Origin of the sequence: Granulicella paludicola, from assembly GCF_025685545.1 — a bacterium.
Taxonomy (GTDB): domain Bacteria; phylum Acidobacteriota; class Terriglobia; order Terriglobales; family Acidobacteriaceae; genus Granulicella; species Granulicella paludicola.
Window position 1 is genome coordinate 92466 of sequence record NZ_JAGSYC010000020.1, and the last position, 16570, is coordinate 109035.

General features: G+C 59.5%; 16 protein-coding genes. 7 read left to right on the forward strand and 9 right to left on the reverse strand.

The window, feature by feature from the left end; all coding sequences use genetic code 11:
* Positions 1-12: 12 nt before the first annotated feature.
* Positions 13-1014 carry a YihY/virulence factor BrkB family protein gene (locus OHL14_RS03590; RefSeq protein WP_263377948.1) on the reverse strand — a complete coding sequence of 334 codons (1002 nt, stop codon included), beginning with the start codon at positions 1012-1014 and terminating at the stop codon, positions 13-15.
* Between the two features lie 138 nt (positions 1015-1152).
* Here OHL14_RS03590 and OHL14_RS03595 point away from each other — a divergent pair, with 138 nt between their 5' ends.
* Complete coding sequence (locus tag OHL14_RS03595; RefSeq protein ID WP_263377949.1) at positions 1153-2043, forward strand: MBL fold metallo-hydrolase; 891 nt, start codon at positions 1153-1155, stop codon at positions 2041-2043.
* Here OHL14_RS03595 and OHL14_RS03600 read toward each other — a convergent pair.
* Entirely contained in the window at positions 2040-2915 is an 876-nt protein-coding gene (locus tag OHL14_RS03600; RefSeq protein ID WP_263377950.1) for an RDD family protein, read from the reverse strand. The two genes, OHL14_RS03595 and OHL14_RS03600, sit on opposite strands and share 4 nt — an antisense overlap.
* Here OHL14_RS03600 and OHL14_RS03605 point away from each other — a divergent pair.
* Positions 2914-3876, forward strand: coding sequence for a stage II sporulation protein M (locus OHL14_RS03605; protein WP_263377951.1), 963 nt, complete (start codon positions 2914-2916; stop codon positions 3874-3876). The two genes, OHL14_RS03600 and OHL14_RS03605, sit on opposite strands and share 2 nt — an antisense overlap.
* A 19-nt stretch (positions 3877-3895) precedes the next feature.
* Here OHL14_RS03605 and OHL14_RS03610 read toward each other — a convergent pair whose 3' ends face one another.
* From OHL14_RS03610 to OHL14_RS03635, 6 genes are all read right to left on the reverse strand, one after another.
* Positions 3896-5419 (reverse strand): DUF58 domain-containing protein, encoded by a 1524-nt coding sequence (locus OHL14_RS03610; protein ID WP_263377952.1) that lies wholly within the window; start codon positions 5417-5419, stop codon positions 3896-3898.
* 7 nt (positions 5420-5426) lie between these two features.
* A complete protein-coding gene (locus OHL14_RS03615; protein ID WP_263377953.1) occupies positions 5427-6410 on the reverse strand; it encodes an AAA family ATPase in 984 nt (327 codons plus the stop codon).
* Positions 6407-7687, reverse strand: coding sequence for a DUF4350 domain-containing protein (locus OHL14_RS03620; RefSeq protein WP_263377954.1), 1281 nt, complete (start codon positions 7685-7687; stop codon positions 6407-6409). The genes OHL14_RS03615 and OHL14_RS03620 overlap by 4 nt, the downstream gene beginning before the upstream one ends.
* Positions 7684-8466, reverse strand: a complete 783-nt coding sequence (locus OHL14_RS03625; protein WP_263377955.1) for a DUF4129 domain-containing protein — start codon at positions 8464-8466, stop codon at positions 7684-7686. Before OHL14_RS03625 ends, OHL14_RS03620 begins: the two co-directional genes overlap by 4 nt.
* Positions 8453-9490: a hypothetical protein gene (locus OHL14_RS03630; RefSeq protein WP_263377956.1), complete on the reverse strand. Its 1038-nt coding sequence runs from the start codon at positions 9488-9490 to the stop codon at positions 8453-8455. Before OHL14_RS03630 ends, OHL14_RS03625 begins: the two co-directional genes overlap by 14 nt.
* Positions 9491-9579: 89 nt before the next feature.
* A complete protein-coding gene (locus OHL14_RS03635; protein WP_263377957.1) occupies positions 9580-10476 on the reverse strand; it encodes an alpha/beta hydrolase family protein in 897 nt (298 codons plus the stop codon).
* 234 nt (positions 10477-10710) lie between these two features.
* On the opposite strand from OHL14_RS03635, the gene OHL14_RS03640 reads away from it, so the two are divergent.
* The 5 genes from OHL14_RS03640 (at position 10711) to OHL14_RS03660 (ending at position 16017) form a co-directional block, all read left to right on the forward strand.
* On the forward strand, positions 10711-12075 hold the full coding sequence (locus OHL14_RS03640) for an L-lactate MFS transporter (protein ID WP_263377958.1): 1365 nt from the start codon (positions 10711-10713) through the stop codon (positions 12073-12075).
* 96 nt (positions 12076-12171) lie between these two features.
* Positions 12172-12294, forward strand: coding sequence for an MFS transporter small subunit (locus OHL14_RS03645; protein WP_263377959.1), 123 nt, complete (start codon positions 12172-12174; stop codon positions 12292-12294).
* Positions 12295-12454: 160 nt separating this feature from the next.
* Positions 12455-14200: a GAF domain-containing sensor histidine kinase gene (locus tag OHL14_RS03650; RefSeq protein WP_263377960.1), complete on the forward strand. Its 1746-nt coding sequence runs from the start codon at positions 12455-12457 to the stop codon at positions 14198-14200.
* Between the two features lie 315 nt (positions 14201-14515).
* Entirely contained in the window at positions 14516-14962 is a 447-nt protein-coding gene (locus OHL14_RS03655) for a response regulator (protein WP_263377961.1), read from the forward strand.
* Between the two features lie 74 nt (positions 14963-15036).
* Complete coding sequence (locus OHL14_RS03660; protein ID WP_396270829.1) at positions 15037-16017, forward strand: RimK family alpha-L-glutamate ligase; 981 nt, start codon at positions 15037-15039, stop codon at positions 16015-16017.
* A gap of 97 nt (positions 16018-16114) precedes the next feature.
* On the opposite strand, the gene OHL14_RS03665 is transcribed toward OHL14_RS03660, so the two are convergent.
* A complete protein-coding gene (locus tag OHL14_RS03665) occupies positions 16115-16507 on the reverse strand; it encodes a hypothetical protein (protein ID WP_263377962.1) in 393 nt (130 codons plus the stop codon).
* Positions 16508-16570: the final 63 nt, after the last annotated feature.

A 16570-nucleotide genomic window follows, 5' to 3' on the forward strand; every position in this document is an offset into this window, starting at 1 on the left:
TGCCCGGCCTGCTTACAGGTCGGGCACTGTTGTCTCTGCCCCACGCAGAAGCTCGCCGTTCAAGCGAAGTTGCCGCTCCACCACAGCTGCCTGAATTTCGCTGTTGATCTCTGCTCCTACCAGCAACATCAGGCCCGAGATGTAGAACCAGGTCAGCAACACAATCACAGCTCCGAGAGAGCCATAGGTAACAGAGTAGCTATTGAAGAAATGTAGATACGCTTTGAGTCCAAGCGAAGCGCCTACCCATCCCAGCAGACCGAGCATCGCACCTGGCGTAAGCCACTGCCAGCACTTAGCTTTCAAATCAGGTGCGTAATAGTAGATGGTACTGAACTGAACGAGGAGCAGCGCGCTCGCGACGATCCATTGAACGATATGCAACAACACAACAATCGCCATCGCAAGATCGTGCCGCTGCATATGGTCCCATACCTTGCGCGCGAGTATGTCTCCCCCAAGCAATACTCCGAGGTTTAGGGAGACAAGCACACTCAATAGAACGGTAACCAGAATTGCCGACCCGCGAGCCTTCCAGTAGGGCCGCGTCTCTCGTGTCTTGTACACGGCATTCATGCCGTCCTGCATGGCGGAAAACCCAACCGAAGCGGACCACAATGCAGCTACCAGGCCGAGCGTCAGTTTGCCTCCGCTACTCGCTGCTGTCGTCTGTTGGAAGGTTTTGATGACCAGATCGTAGGCGCTTGCGGGCACCACCAGTGTCAAGTACGCGAGCAGCCGCTCGTAAATCTGCGGAGCTTTCTTTGCTGCGAGACCTAGAATGGCACTTGCGCTCACCAGTGTGGGGAACAGCGCGAAGAGAAAATAGAACCCCAGTTCCGCTGCACGCGAGACGAGGTTATCGTCCATCAGTGAATTGAGAGTCTTCTTAAACACGAGCAACGGTGAGACCTTCTGGAAGTCCCACAGGTTGCCGAGCGGCGACCCTGAAACGGTGTCCCATACGCGCTGACCAATCGGGTCCGTCGCTGTGTAATCTTTGCGCCCTGGCATCTCTCAAGCCCCTGTAATCATGTCGTCATTCCGGTCAGATGCAGCTTCCGCATCGCGCGTCGAATCTAAGCATCTGAAAGAGAACGATGGATTCAATCTCGCGAACATCGCGAGTATGTCGTTGCAATGCCCTACAAGATGCCCATTCCTTTCTGGATGACGAAGCTCGGCCAGCTCTACCGCCTCGTGCGCGAGAGCCACGCGGAACCGATACGCGGAGACATCCGCACGCCTCTGCTCGCAGCTGTAGGCGAAATGGCCATCACGTTCATCGGCCACTCGTCTTTTCTGATTCAGCTGGGTGGTCGCATGCTGCTGATCGACCCCGTCTTCGCCACGCGGCTCATCCTGCTGCGTCGTCAACGCCACCCGGGACTTCGGGTGAAGGACCTGCCGCGCATCGACGCCGTTCTACTGACGCACGCGCACATGGACCACCTCAACCGCCCTTCATTGCGAGCCATCACGAAGCAGATGCGTCGCAACGGCCACCCAGCGCCCATTGCCATCGTTCCTAAGGGTGTCGAAGACCTCGTCGCCGATCTCGGCTTTGCACGCGTCGACACGCTTGAGACCTGGCAGAGGAACGAAGCTCTTGCTCCTCTGCAGATTACTCTGACGCCTGCGAAGCACTGGGGTGCCCGCATGTTCAAGGACACGCATCGTGGCTTCGGCGGCTACGGGCTCTCCGATGGAAAGACGAGCATCTATCATTCGGGAGACACGGCCTACTTCCCGGGATTCACTGAGATTCGGGACCGCTTGCATCCGCAGATCGCGCTACTTCCCATCGGGGCGTACTTTCCTGACACCTATCGCGCGGTCCACACCTCGCCTGAAGAGGCTCTGCGGGCGTTCCTCGACCTCGGTGCGACCGCCATGGTGCCCATGCACTACAACACCTTCAGGCTGGGGCGCGAACCAATGGACGAACCGTTACCTCGCTTGCTTGCTGCAGCTGAGCGCGCAGGTGTCAGCGGCCAAATGCATCCGCTGGCCGAAGGCGAAACATGGCTCCTGTCGCGCTAGTTTCTGCCGCTGCTTCGCATCTGGTAAGCAATGGACTCCAGTGCCCGCTCCGGATTGCCCTCGGGCATCGCCACGCCCATCTTCGCGCCCATCTGTCCTGCGATGCGATATGCGATCGCTGCACGTGTATCCAGCTGCAGGTCGAGCATGCGACTGAAGAAGGTCTCGATCACCAGCAGATCCTGCCCGCTCAGCTTTGCGATAGCATCGGCGGGAAACATCACGGGCGTCTGCTCGCGCCATGCTTCGGCTGGCTGATTGAAGTTCATACTGCTCTGAAATAGCAAGGGCTGCTCTTCGGTGCGCTCATGCACTACAAGCGTGCCCGCCACATAGTCGCCGAGCCGCTTATGGCGCTTGTTGCACAGCATCGTAATGACGCCTGCCAGGTAGAGCGATGGCAGGTAATCCACATAACGAAGAAGGTTGCGGGCCAGCGCCTCGAACAAGGTGATTTGCCGCCCCGTGTCCTTGATCACGCGGAGCTTCATGGCTCGCTTGCCAGGGGTCTGTCCCGTCCAATAGGCCTCGAAGAGCGCGAAGTAACCCCATACGAACAGGAATCCAATCAGCAGCAGGATGCCCGCGAACCAGGGTCCGAGGCTGTGCAATTTGTTCGATGCTCCCAGCACGCCGAAGATGAAGAGTGCCAGCAGGCCAACCACCGTGGCTGCGACCCCGATCAGTAACCAGTCCAGCAGCAGCGCCACGAACCGGCTGCCGATGCCAGCGATGCTGAAGTGGAGGTCAATCTGCTCCGGCGTGTCGATTGCCAGCAGCTCGCCGACATCGCCCTGAAGGGAGGCTCTGTGCCGTTCGTCAAAGTCGCTGCTAAGCTGTTCGGTAGAACCCGGTGTCTCGAAGGTCGACATGATCACTAACTCGTGGATGGATTACCGCAAGGATAACTGGAATCGGCTCGACGCGCTGCTGCGTCAATCCGAAGCTTCCGGCGTCCGGACGCTTTCGCCCGCCGAACTGCGGGAACTCGGCTTGCTCTATCGCCAGACCGCCGCTGATCTGTCCACTGTCCGGGCTGATCGCACCTCGCGCACGCTGGAGCAGTATCTCAATCGCCTTGTCGGCCGTGCGCACAACTTTGTCTACTCTGGCAAACGCATCTCAGCCCTCACGCTCTGGAGCTTTCTGGCGCATGGCTATCCGCGCCTTTTGCGTCGACTTTCGGGCTACATCTATCTTGCGACGGCGATCACGCTTGTCACCGCTATTCTCGGCGCGCTTATCACACTGATCCGTCCCGACTTTGGCGCGCTCTACGTAGGTGCTGACATGATGGACACGATCAACCAGCACAAGATGTGGACCGACACGATCCTTTCGGTCAAGCCAGCTGCGGCCTCCGGCATCATGACGAACAACATCATGGTGTGCTTCCTCACCTTCGCTGGCGGCATCACCGCAGGGCTGTTCACGCTCTTCGAGCTCTATAACAACGGTATGATGCTTGGCGTCATCGCCACCCTCTGCGCACAGCACCACATGTCGCTGAGCCTATGGAGCTTCATCGCCTCGCACGGAGCGCTCGAGCTCCCCAGCATCATGCTTGCGGGGGCTGCAGGTCTGCGACTTGGCGCAGGCATTCTCTTTCCCGGCCTGCTCCGCCGTCGCGAGTCGATCGCTGTAGCGGGTGCTGAGGCCGTGCAGCTCGTAGCGGGTACTATACCGCTGCTCATCATTGCAGGAACCCTGGAGGCGTTCCTCTCACCCACGCATGAACCCGCAGCACTCAAGTTTTCGGTGGGGGCGTTTCTGTTCATCGCGCTGATGTTCTGGTTTACCGAAGGTGGGCGAAGAACAGTGGTTACCGAGTAGGCAGGAATCGCTGCTCGGCTTACAGCAGCCCTTCAGCCTTTACCTCGAGATATTTGCTCACCGCGCGCATGCCCACTTCTTCGGCCGTCGTCTCCACCACCAGCACGCCCTGCCGCTCCATCTGCGCTATGGTCTCGCGGCGGCGCTCCAACATCTCCTGAGCTGCTGCTGAGTGGTACATTTCGTCACGGCTTCTGGCCACTCGCGAGGCCAGCAATTCCAACTCGGGATGCTTTAACACCACGAGCACCACCAGGTGTCGACGCACCAGCTCCGCCGCGGCGACTGCAATCTCTGGCCGCCCTGCGCTGTCGACGAGCTCCGTGATCCAGACGATGAGGCCACGCCGCTGCTGCAGGTTCTTCAGCCTCGCCACCGCTCCAAGTGCATTCGCCTCGGCCGCCTCGCTCTTCGTCTGGCTTAGCATGTCGATCAGCAGCCGGAGATGAGACGCCCCACTTCCTGGAGGCAGCAGCTGCTGAATCCCACTGCCATACGCCATCATGCCGAACTTATCGCCAGAGCCATTGATGACTTGCGCGAGCATCGTCGCTGCCGTGGTGGCCTGGTCCAATTGCGTTACGTTCATCAGATGCCTGCTCTCGCGCTCGGAGGCAGTTTCCGCATAGCTTTGTATGCCGTCGGCGCCGGTCTTGAGCCGCAACTCAAATGCTGTGCGCGAGAGTCGGCCGGCATCAAGTACGATCCAGACCTGTTGCGAGCGCTCCACCGTAAATTGACGCGTCACAAGCCTGCCGCGGCGAGCCGTCGCGGTCCAGCTGACGTTGCGCAGCTCATCGCCCTGCTGATAGTCGCGCAGGCTCTCGAAGTCACGCCCTACGCCACGCATCTGCAGCTTGCGCCGCTGCATCTCGATCTGGCGCGCGCGCAGCAGATAAAACGCCGTCTTATCGCGGCTATCTTCGTGTGCGGGATAAACGCGGACCCTCTGTTTGCTGTTCGGCGGCGCGGAGGAGGAGTCTGTTTCTGTCGCCCACTCTTCCTTGGCTACCTGCGGAGAAGCCTCTGCCCATCGCTCTACAAGCTTGAAGATGCCTCGATAGCGCAGGTACACCTTGCCCATCGCAAAGTCCCCGCGCCGTCGCGGATAGACTGTCGTCGCGCTCACGGCTTCTTCCCGAGGAAACACCTGCAACCGCTGCGTCTCCGGTGCTCCTGCCAGCGCCTCGTGCAGGTCGTCCACTAACCGCATATCAAGCACAGTATTCGCATCCATTCGCACCGCAAGCTCGATACGAGTGGCTTCACCCAGCTGCGGAGAATCGAGAAAGCTGCGCGTCACGGTGAACTTCTCCGGTTGAGGCAGAAGTGCGATATCTGCCACAATCACGACAGCCAGCAGCAGATCCCACCCGTACATGAAATAGATCTCGCGAAGATGGAAGAACGCGGGGATGGCCATCAGCAAGCCGACGCAGAACAGCGCCATCGCCAGCGGCGTCAAACCATAGCCAAGCCATCGCCCAAACCTTCCCTGTGGCGTTGCTGTGGCGCTCGAGGACTGTGGCATCAGCGTCTGCATGGTTGTGCTACTTTGGCACCTGGGTTGCGGCTAGAACATCGCGTACCACGCGGTCAGCATCGACACCTTCCAGCTCTGCTTCGGGTCTCAGCACGATGCGGTGCCGCAGCACGGGCTGCGCTGCTTCCTTCACATCATCAGGAATTACGAAGTCGCGACCTTCGCGTGCGGCGAGTCCCTTCGCTACAAGCAGCAGGCTGGTGCTGGCGCGAGGACTTGCACCCAGCGCGATCGAAGGCCAGTCGCGCGTGCGTCGCACGACAGCCAGGATGTAATCGAACATTGCGGGTTCCATGCGTACGGCACGAATCTCCCGCCGTGCCGCGGTCAGCAGCTCAAACGGGATCGACTCAATGGGTGTCTCGTTCAGTCCCACGCCGCCATGCGTGACATGGTGCCGCTCCAGCACTGTGCGTTCGTCCGCGACATCGGGATAAGGCACTTTGATCTTCAGCAGAAAGCGGTCCAGCTGCGCCTCTGGCAACGGGTACGTCCCTTCGAACTCCACAGGGTTTTGTGTCGCGAACACAGTGAACAATTCATCAAGCGCATGGCGCTCACCATCCGAGGTCACCTGCCGCTCTTCCATCGACTCCAGCAGCGCGGCCTGCGTGCGCGGAGGCATGCGGTTGATCTCATCCGTCAGCAGAAACTGCGTGAAGACCGGCCCCTTGTGGAAGGTGAAATCCCCAGTCTTCGGCGAGAACACATTCGTGCCGAGGATGTCTGCAGGCATCATGTCCGGGGTACCCTGCACGCGCCGAAACTCCAGCCCAAGGAAGCGTGCGAGGGTCTTCACGGCAAGCGTCTTCGCTACACCGGGAACGCCCTCAATCAGCGCGTGTCCACCGCATAGCATCGTCAGCAGAGCCTGCGCAACGGCCTCCTGCTGGCCTGCGATTACGCGTCCGATCTGCTGCTGTCCTCGCACAAACAACTCGCTGGCTGCGGCCACTCCCTGCGGGCCTCGCTGCTCAAACTCTTCGCTCATCGCTGCTCCTTCGTAGTGGTCGTAGCTATTCCATCAAACTCTTTGCCAGCAGGCACAAGAGCTGCCTGTAGTCTCTCCGCATCGATGCTAAGCGCCTGTGCCAGCTTCAGCGTACTCTTCGCTGAGATCTTTACCTGGCTCACATCGGCTGCCTCGCGCAGATGTTCTGCCACTTCAACCGCCAGATCCCTCGCCCCAGCACCGAGTCGTAGCTCCAGCGCCTTCGCAATCGCTTCGGGACCTTCCTTTACGATCTCCGGTGAGAGCCCAACCTCGCGCGTCAACAAACGGAGCACCCTGCGCCTCGCTGCCTCCGTGACCGCAGTCGAGGCCTCACCCTTCTCGTATAGATCCCCCATGGAGATCGCAAACTCCACCGGAGAGCTTCGAGGCAGGCCCACGGGCATGCGCACCGGCCCATTTCTGCGGCTGAAGCTCAAGACCAACAGCACGAACAGCAGCGCCGTCTGTGCGCTGAGCCAGAGTATCGGCAGGCCTTTCGTCGTGGCCCACTTGTCGCGACCGCCCTTGTGCATCGATTCAACAAAGATCACGTCGCGCGGCGCGTTGTTGTGCGAATACTGCGCTCCGTCCACGCTTGCCAGCAGCAGCTTTAGAGCGGGGTCTTTCTTCAGCTCGGCGTTGGTCATTGGGGTCGTCGTGCTCCACCAGACAGCTGCGCCATTGCCTACGCGGAGGCTCACAACAACGGCATTCTTCCCGCAGGTCAACTCCGCATTCGCGTGTGGACCCGTGGCGTTCTCGCCTTGCAGGTCCCAGCCACCCTCGTTGGACATCTGCACCTTGCCTGCCCGAGCAAGGCCGCTCTCCCTGGCAGGCTGCGTCTCACAGACCATCTGCATCAGCTGCGGGCTATCCGTCTTTCCACCCAGCAGCAGAGCTCCGTTGTGGCCCGTAGTCAGCACCTGCCCACCGCGCTCCATAAACTTCATCGTCGCGGTCTTCAGGGCTTCTTTTTGAGTGGCATCGAAGACCGGCTCTACCAGCACCAGCGTTGCGTTCGCCACTTGCGCATCGCTTAGCGCGCCGTTCAATTCTTCGAGCGGCTTCTCCCAGCGAGAGGTTTTATGACCCAACCCCTGCAGCGTGAGGTATGCAGCCTTCACGCCCAGTGGCCCGGTGTTCGTGGCGCTTGGCGTCGCGTCCTGCGCCTCCTGTTGCGGAGATAGAACCATCACCCCGACGATCAGCAGTGCCATCACGGCCATCAGCCCTAGAATCAACTTCTGGTCCCTATTCACACGGACGCGCATCATCGCACCTCCGCAGTGGTTTGTTGCGCAGAGGCACTCGCCGTCTTCAGACTTTCGTAGAGTACGCGGGCCTTTGCATACTGCTCGCTATCCACCTCGCGCAGGCCATACCAGCTGCGTTCCAAGACTTGCGTCAAGCCGCGCAGTCCCTCCTGCTGCGCGGAGCCTGCCTTCAGCAGCCGGACGTACTCGCGCGGCGTCCGCGTGGGATTATGGCGCCACGCCTTCCGCGATTCCAGCAGCACGATGGCAGCCCAGTAGAGACAGTGCACAGCTTCGCGCCATTCAGCCTGCTCTGCATATCTTTCAGCGCGCTGCGACCAGTCGTCTGCCTCGCGCGTCCAGGCCTCTGCCTTTACAGCTCCATCGGAAAGGGAAACGTGCGCCCGTTGCCTACGCAACTCACGCAGCAGAAACAACAGCAACCCCAGCGCTGCTCCTAGGAACAGCGCCCATTCCAGCGCCTTTGCCATCCAGGGAACGGTACGGCCCGCCTTCGCCACACGCGCAATCGCGCGAGTCAGCACATTACTCAGCTGCTGCTTCTTCTTTTCCCACCAGGTGTCCTCCTGCTGGTGTCGAAACTCCGGACCCTTGAGGACTGCATCAGCCACTTGACGCGCGTGTTCAAAGTTAGCACTCTCGTTCGACAGAGTCGTTGCGTCGGCACTGCTCTTCACCGCAGGCGCGTTCGTCTGCGCAAGCGCGGCAATACCTGCCGACAGCACCACCATCAGGGAGAAGCTGCGCAGTATCTTGTGCAGCCGTCTAGACACTGCCACCCTCGTCGCGAACCTCTGTTTCGATCGGTAAAGGCTCTACGCTCACCTGCTCTATCGGTGTCCTTACGGTCTCCATCGCGGTTGCCAACGGTATCTCGGGTCCGAGCATCAGCAGTAGATCAAATCCTTCTTGTCGCACGCGCTGATCGAAGTACACCAGCGACATGCCGATCAGTCCCACAGGCGTCACGACAGTCTGCCCCAATGCATTCAAAACGAGACTGATCGCTTGCGCGACCGTATGCTCCTGTAGCGGAGCACGCATCACCACCATGGCCAGCGGTATCTGCATCACGCCAAGCGTCATAGCGAGTGCCGTCATAATCAGCAACACCACGACCATTCGCCATTTGGCACCGACGGTCAGAAGTTTGCTGCGCTTCATCGCTGTGCGCACTGTAGCCATCTCGATCACCGACACCTGCACTCCCAGCAGGTTACGCAGAACCGCCCAGACACTAAACGGCAGCGCGCAGAAACCAAGGAAGAAGAGAAGGCCTGCCAGCCATTGCAGTCCACTTCCTTTCAGCGCGAAGATCAGCACTGCTGCAGGCAACCACAACAACAGCGGCAGCCACAAGGCGCTGAACGAGATCCATACCGCGATCCCGACATAGCGATACCAATGTCCCGCCACCGCGCGCACGGAGTCAGCGGCTGTCGTTCCTTTGCCCAGATATACTTCGCCCAGCGCAAATACCGTGGCCGCCTGCGTTACGGCGTAGGGCATCAACAGCAGAAACCCCAGAAGACCGCTGCCTGCCAGTTCCGACGCAGAACCGCTTCGAAAGCCGACGTGCTTGATGACCTCGTGCTTCACCAGCAGGTTTAGCAACTGCAGCACTAACGCGGAAACAGCGTAGATAGCGGCAATGCCCGAGAAAAGCCAGAAGCGTGAGCGGTAGATTGCAAACGTACGATCCAGGATCTCACCGAGCGAGAGCGGACGCAGAGTGTGCATGGCCGGTGCCGACGGCGGAGACACCGCTGCAACCGCCTGCGTCGAATACCAATCCTGGGCCATCTCGCTCTCCTTCGCTCAGTCCTCTGATGATGTGTTTGCCCGAAGCATAGCATCCGCGTCGCCCTTCCCGCACGAAACCGGTGTGCTAGCTAGGGAGCCTTCGTCTGCACTGTCTCCAGCCACGCCAGCACGGTCTTCGACAGCTCAATCCGCTTGTCCGAGTATGAGTGGTCGGTCGCATAGTGCTGCGCCGTCACGTGCGTGTCTCCATCCTTCTTCAAGAGAGCAGCGAATGCCTCGTTGCTCGGTGCCAGACCGTCGTCGGAGGTCACAATGAGCACCGACCGCGACTTCAACGCTGCTGCCTTCGTCGGAAAGCGCCAGTCGTTCGCGTGGTCGAGCGTCTCCTGCGCCAGGCTCTCCGGGGTGCAGCCTGCCAGCGGAGCCATCCCCTCGGCTGCCAGCGACTTTGCGATATGCGGCAACACCTTCGGTTGTTCGGACTTCGGCAGCCCCGGCGGTATCCGTCCCACCATGTCTGCGGCAGAGATCAGACCGACAGCCTCAATGGCGGGATCGGCTGCAGCGCCCTGGACTGCCATAAATCCGCCCATGCTGTGCCCGATCAGCACGATGTGATTTGGGTCGAGCCGCAGGCGCTTCGCATTTTCCGGCTGCCGCAGGTAGGTCAGCGCAGAAGCTACATCCTCAATGCTGTGGCCAAAGGAAAAGTCTCCCGGCGTACCCCACGAGCCGCGATAGTTGAAATAGAGTACATCCCAACCTGCGCGGCGGATGTCCTGCGCCAGGTCGAGGTTTTTTTCGTTGCCAGGAAAGCCGTGCAGCAGCACGACCACCGGATGCGGTCCCGCGCCGGCGGCTATGTAGACGAACGCGTTCATCGGCGAGCCGTGGCTTGGGATTTGAAAGCTATCCATCGCCGCGGCGTTCTCGCGTTCCTGCGCCGCTATTGGCAGAGTCGTTCCTAAAACACCCGCGGCCATCGCTCCCATGCACAGTCCCTTCCGAAGCTGTCTCCATCTCATCTTCATCCTCTTCCTCGCTCCGTTACTCTCTTCAGCAGAGTACACGTCGATATTCGCGCTTGCGGTAGCCGCATCCAATGAAGAGTGCGGGAGTTCGGACCAAAGATTTTGCCATCACCGCCCGCGCTACATGCGAGTTGTATCGCAAAAGTGTTACAACCTAAGACCGCAGTGTTGCAGCATCGAGTCGGTTTGTCACTCCGCAACGATCGCGCACACACAGGAGACTTCACCATGGGCCTATTTTCCTTCCTTGACCGTACGCGTTCCGTTGCAAAGCCTGGCTACAGCCGCTGGCTCGTGCCGCCCGCAGCGCTAGCCATCCATCTTTCCATCGGGCAGGCTTATGCCTTCAGTGTCTTCGTCAAGCCGCTCTCTGACTTCAGCACGGGTATCGGCACCCCGTGGAGCCAGAAGGAGATCGGTTATATCTTCTCCTTCGCCATCGCCATCCTCGGCATCTCCGCGGCGCTCTTCGGTAAATGGCTTGAGACTGCCGGCCCACGGAAGGCGATGTTCGTCGCCGCCTGCTGCTTCGGCTTCGGTTTCATCGTCTCGGCGCTGGGCGTGGAGATGCACTCGCTGCCTATCATCTATCTGGGATATGGCCTCATCGGCGGCGTGGGTCTCGGCCTGGGCTATATCTCGCCCGTTTCCACGCTCATCAAGTGGTTTCCCGACCGCCCGGGTCTCTCCACTGGCCTGGCCATTATGGGCTTTGGCGGCGGCGCTATGATCGGCGCCCCGCTCGCCAATAATCTATTGGCACACTTCAAGGGAGCAGGCCATCAGCCCATCGCCCTCACCTTCCTCTGCATGGGTGTACTTTACTTCGCCTTTATGATGTTCGGTGTCTTCATGATCCGCGTGCCTGCTCCTGACTGGAAGCCTGAGGGCTACGTACCCTCGGAGAAGCAGTCGGCCATGATTAGCCACCACAACGTCGACGTCAGCACCGCGATGAAGACGCCGCAGTTCTGGCTGCTGTGGATTGTCCTTTGCCTCAACGTCACCGCCGGCATCGGCATCCTAGAATCCGCCTCGCCCATGATCCAGAATGTCTTCGCCGGTCACGTCACCGCCGTGGCTGCAGGAGGATTCGTCGGTCTGCTGTCGCTCTTCAACATGGCAGGCCGCTTCTTCTGGGCCTCAACGTCAGACCTCATCGGCCGCAAGCAGACGTACATGGTCTTCTTTGCCCTGGGTGCGGTGCTGTACTTCTCCGTCCCTTCCATGCACTCGCTGCCCATTTTTGTTCTTGTCTTCGGCGTGCTCATAAGCATGTATGGCGGTGGATTCGCGACCATTCCCGCCTACCTCAAGGACCTCTTCGGCGGCTATAACGTCAGCGCGATCCATGGCCGTCTCCTCACCGCCTGGTCTACTGCCGGCATCGTCGGTCCTCTCATCGACAATGCCATCCTCGATCACTACAAGGCGCAGGGCCTCCCCCTGGCCCAGGCTTATCCGGGCATCCTGCACATTATGGCAGCGCTGCTAGCCGTCGGCTTCGTCGCTAACCTGCTCGTCCGCCCGGTCGCCGAACGCTTCTGGTTGAAAGATGTGCCTGCCACTCCCGTTCAAACGGCAGCCCACTAGACCTTTGTTCACCTTGTGGGCAACTCGCCGAACACTGCGTTCGTTTTCTCACGCTGCGTAACCGCTGTTCCAATCCTTGTTTCACGGAGCCCCGTCATGTCCTCAACCTCAAGTACCAGCACTCCGCTCTCGATCGCTCTTTCCTGGCTCGTCGTCATCATCCCCGCCGTATGGGGCATTTACCTCACTGCGTTGCGCGCGGCCAACCTTTTCAAATAAGGGTTGCTTTCTCGGTCTGCCGTTCATCGCTTTTTCTCAGTCCATAGCCGTCGCCAACTGCCTTTCAAAGCAGGGCGACGGCTTTTTGCATGGTGTCACTAGTGAATCCGTCGAACACACACCCGTTGACGGCCAGCCTGCATCACACGGTAGAGAAGCGATGATGACAGACTCCCAATCCGCAGCCTCTTTCACCAGCAACCCTCCCCTCGGGATGCCGGATCGAGAGCGCGCGCTTCGGCTGCTCATTGAAACTGGGCTCATGCTCGCCTCGGAGCGTTCGCTTGAGGCCATCACGCACTGTACTCTCGAAGCCGGTATGAAGCTCTGTGGCGCACAGTTCGGCCTCTTTGTGTACCTCGAAACAACCGCCGATGGCGAAACTCATCAGCTCTGCAAGTTCTCTGGCTTGGATAATGCGCAGATGCGCTCCACGCTTCCGTTTTTGCAACTCGACCAACTCGTAAGCGAACATCCCTCGGCAGACGATATTCCCATGCGCACGCGTGGCATTGTCCGCGTGGTTGATATGCAAGCTCCGCCTTCTGATGGATCCTCAGCAGCGCTCGTCACACCCTTTCGATCTCTTCCAGCTCTGCGTAGCTATCTAGCTGTGCCTGTTCGTTCCCGCACTGGCGAATTATTTGGGGCGCTCGCCTATGGCCACGCGGAACCGGGCATCTTTGCCATGGATTGCGAAGAGCTCGTCGCGACAATTGCCTCGCAGGCCGGTGGGGCCATTGAAAATTTTCGCCTTGGAGCCACTCTTACCCGGGAGATAGAAATAGCCGATCAGGCCCGTTCGCTGCAGCGCGAAACGGCGAGTCGACTTCATCAGGCGCTCGAAGCCGCACACCTGGGAACCTGGAGTTGGGACCGTGCCACAGACCTGCTCGATCTGGACGAACATGCAGCGCGTCTTTTCGGGGTTCCCGCAGGCACCGTCATTACTCGAACGGCCTTGCGCGAACGCATCGTGGTGCCTGAAGATCTTGCGGCTACCTTCGATAGCCTGGAGAGATCGCTCGATCTGGGCGAAAATTACTTCGCAGAGTATCGCATCGACCTAGCCGACGGTCGTCGTACCTGGGTCGCTGCGAGCGCGGTGCCTATCTTCAACTCCGGACCGCAGGCCGTCGTTACGGGCATGGTCGGCAACGTGCAAGACATTACGGCTCGCAAGATGCAGGAGCAGGCCCTGCGCGACAGTGAAAAGCTTGCCGCCACCGGCCGCCTCGCCGCTACCATCGCGCATGAGATCAATAACCCGCTCGAGGCCATTACCAACCTCATCTATCTCGCGCGTACAGACTCCGATGTCTCCCCCAGCGTGCAGCATCTACTCGACACTGCCGATACCGAGCTTGCCCGAGTGTCACAGATCGCACAGCAGACCCTGGGCTTTTATCGCGACACCACGCGGCCTGTCAGCATCGATCTGGGCAAGCAGCTCGCTAGCACTGTCGACCTTTTCCAGCGCAAGATGAGTAGCAAGGCCGTGACCTGCACCCTCGATCTTGGTCCGGACCTCATCATCACAGGTCTGCAAGGTGAGATTCGTCAGGTGTTCTCGAACTTGATAGTCAATGCGATCGATGCCTCGGCGAACTCTAACATCCACATACGCGCACGCCGCCACCGTCATAGTGGAGTTGATGGGATTTCCGTACTCGTCTCCGACCACGGTGCAGGCGTTCCCGAGCACGTCCGTAGCCAGCTCTTCACTCCCTTCGTCACGACCAAGCAATCGCTCGGAACCGGGCTTGGTCTCTGGGTCACGCGCGGTATCGTAGAAAAACAGGGTGGCTCTGTGCGCCTGCGCACCTGCACCGAGAAACCTACCGGAACGATCTTTCGCGTCTTTCTACCGGTACGCCCCGCCGATCCCAAAATGAACCCAGCCTAGCGGCCAAAACTCAAAATCGCAAAAACGATGTGTGCTTACCTTGCCCGGGGCTACACTGGCTCTATAACAGAAATGTGGGTCAAGGATTTCGGACGATCGCTGATCCCTGGTCTTTCGTTTGCAACACATACGGGCCGTCAAGACTTCTTTGCGTGTCTTCACGACTCATTGCCGCATTCACTGCAACCCTCCCAAAAAGCATCCGGACACACAACTTATTGGCTGTATCGGGGTCTATACCTAGGTAAGGCCCATAACGCCTATCTCACCCCACAGCTTTGGTCAGCCGTTTGGACATTTCAGGAGAGGTACGCCATGTTCGTTCGCCAGTTCGTTTCCGATTCTTCGCCCCAACTCCCGCCGCGCCTCGCGGCAGGGTTCAACAGCGAGCAGCCGCGTAAAGACCTACCTTCGATCCTTGTCGTCGACGACGAGACGATCATCGCTGACACCCTCACGCAGATCCTCAACCGCAACGGCTTCCGCGCCCACGCCTGCTATGGCGGCCGCGAGGCTATCGATACCGCCCGCCGCCTGCAGCCGTCCGTGGTACTTTCCGACATCGCCATGCCGCAGATCGACGGTATCGCCGCCGCTGTAGCGATCCGAGAGTTTTGCCCTGCAGCCCGCATCGTCCTCTTCAGCGGTCAGTCCGCCACCCTGGAGATCCTCGACCGTATCCGCTCTCTCGGCCACGAGTTCGAGCTTCTACCCAAGCCTATTCACCCCACCGAGCTGCTCCGCCGCCTCCGCCAGAACTAGACTCCGGTTCTCGGCTCCGTTTCCTTCGCAAAATCCTGAGTCCTCAGTAGCATTCTGTTCGTCGTATCCTCAAGATGATGAACAGCCCGCTCCCTATTGCCATCTATTACGAGCAGCCGAACTGGTTCAAGCCCCTCTTCGCCGAGCTCGATCGTCGCGGCACCCCCTACGTCAAGCTCTACGCGCCTGACCACTTCTACTCGCCCGAGGATCACCCGGAGGAGAAGTATTCGCTCGTCTTCAACCGCATGAGCCCCAGCGCCTGGAATCGCAATCACGGCGATCAGATCTTCTACACGCTCGGCTTCCTCGAGCATCTCGAATCGCGCGGCGTCAAAGTCCTCAACGGTTTCAAGGCTTTCTCCTCGGAACTCTCCAAGGCAGGCCAGCTCGTGCTGATGGACAAACTCGGCATCGCCTACCCCAAGGCCCGCGTCATCCATCGCCCCGCGCAGGCGGAAGAAGCCGTCGTCGGCCTCCGCTGGCCTGTCGTGGTCAAGCCGAACATCGGCGGCTCCGGCGCAGGCGTCAAGCGCTTCGACGGCCTCTCGCAACTCCAGATGGCCATCGCACAGGACCCTGGCTCAGCCGACGCGCTGCAGTTCGGCCTTGATTCAACGGCGCTGGTGCAGGAGTTCATCCCCGCACAGGACGCCCACATCGTCCGCGTTGAAGTCCTCAACGGCAAGTTCCTCTACGCCATCAAGGTGCACATCACCGGCGAAACCTTTGACCTCTGCCCAGCGGACATCTGCCGCACCACCACCGGCACCGACCTCGCTCGCGGGGCCTGCGCCATCGACGCCCCCAAGACCGGCATCACCGTCGAAGGCTACCAGCCCCCACCCGAAGCCATCCGTGATGTCGAAACGATCATGCAGCACTCCGGCATCGACATCGGCGGCGTCGAATACATCACCGACTCCCGCGACGGCCAGCGCTACTACTACGACACCAATGCTCTCTCGAACTTCGTCGCCGACGGGCCGAATGTTATTGGCTTCGACCCGTTCGTCAAACTAGCCGACTGGCTAGAAGCCGAAGCTGATCTCTAGACATCTTCTTCCACCGGCAGATCTCCCGACGATCAAGAGATCCTCGCCACAGAGCTAGCGTTATAGTCCTCAACCCACGAGGATCGCATCAGCCATCTTACTTTTCGTCCATTGTCATGTTGACGCTGAAAGCCGTTGGTACACCATTGACCTTATACGGCTTGAGGTAGCAATTCGCGAACTCCGCGGAAAGTTGGTGATTGAGCACACCCTGCACCCTGTGAACCCCGAGCAGCTTGCCTTTCTCGGAAACCGTAAATTGCAAGATAGTCTGGTTCCCCGGCGCCCCTACTCCTTTTAGTTCGTGAGGTATCTTGCATCCCTTTGCCAAGCTGCGTGCTGTCGCTTCATCGAGGTCTGCAAAAGTGCTGCCATGCAGATCCATACTCTGCAGCGGTGCAGAACGAATCGGAATGCAGTCGGCACGCCGGGCTATAAGTAAAACTGGCGCAATTCCAAGCGCGAGGGCAAGTAATAATCTCGGTGTCATTATGGTCAAAATCGTATCAGAACAATGTTGATCTGGATGCCAAATAGTGGAGGAGCCTTGTAC

What these genes read in the sequence shown, in the direction of transcription:
- OHL14_RS03590 (WP_263377948.1), bottom strand. Translation starts at nt 1,014, where the DNA reads ATGCCAGGGCGCAAAGATTACACAGCGACGGACCCGATTGGTCAGCGC.
- OHL14_RS03595 (WP_263377949.1), top strand. Translation starts at nt 1,153, where the DNA reads ATGCCCATTCCTTTCTGGATGACGAAGCTCGGCCAGCTCTACCGCCTC.
- OHL14_RS03605 (WP_263377951.1), top strand. Translation starts at nt 2,914, where the DNA reads ATGATCACTAACTCGTGGATGGATTACCGCAAGGATAACTGGAATCGG.
- OHL14_RS03600 (WP_263377950.1), bottom strand. Translation starts at nt 2,915, where the DNA reads ATGTCGACCTTCGAGACACCGGGTTCTACCGAACAGCTTAGCAGCGAC.
- OHL14_RS03610 (WP_263377952.1), bottom strand. Translation starts at nt 5,419, where the DNA reads ATGCAGACGCTGATGCCACAGTCCTCGAGCGCCACAGCAACGCCACAG.
- OHL14_RS03615 (WP_263377953.1), bottom strand. Translation starts at nt 6,410, where the DNA reads ATGAGCGAAGAGTTTGAGCAGCGAGGCCCGCAGGGAGTGGCCGCAGCC.
- OHL14_RS03620 (WP_263377954.1), bottom strand. Translation starts at nt 7,687, where the DNA reads ATGATGCGCGTCCGTGTGAATAGGGACCAGAAGTTGATTCTAGGGCTG.
- OHL14_RS03630 (WP_263377956.1), bottom strand. Translation starts at nt 9,490, where the DNA reads ATGGCCCAGGATTGGTATTCGACGCAGGCGGTTGCAGCGGTGTCTCCG.
- OHL14_RS03635 (WP_263377957.1), bottom strand. Translation starts at nt 10,476, where the DNA reads ATGAGATGGAGACAGCTTCGGAAGGGACTGTGCATGGGAGCGATGGCC.
- OHL14_RS03640 (WP_263377958.1), top strand. Translation starts at nt 10,711, where the DNA reads ATGGGCCTATTTTCCTTCCTTGACCGTACGCGTTCCGTTGCAAAGCCT.
- OHL14_RS03645 (WP_263377959.1), top strand. Translation starts at nt 12,172, where the DNA reads ATGTCCTCAACCTCAAGTACCAGCACTCCGCTCTCGATCGCTCTTTCC.
- OHL14_RS03650 (WP_263377960.1), top strand. Translation starts at nt 12,455, where the DNA reads ATGATGACAGACTCCCAATCCGCAGCCTCTTTCACCAGCAACCCTCCC.
- OHL14_RS03655 (WP_263377961.1), top strand. Translation starts at nt 14,516, where the DNA reads ATGTTCGTTCGCCAGTTCGTTTCCGATTCTTCGCCCCAACTCCCGCCG.
- OHL14_RS03660 (WP_396270829.1), top strand. Translation starts at nt 15,037, where the DNA reads ATGATGAACAGCCCGCTCCCTATTGCCATCTATTACGAGCAGCCGAAC.
- OHL14_RS03665 (WP_263377962.1), bottom strand. Translation starts at nt 16,507, where the DNA reads ATGACACCGAGATTATTACTTGCCCTCGCGCTTGGAATTGCGCCAGTT.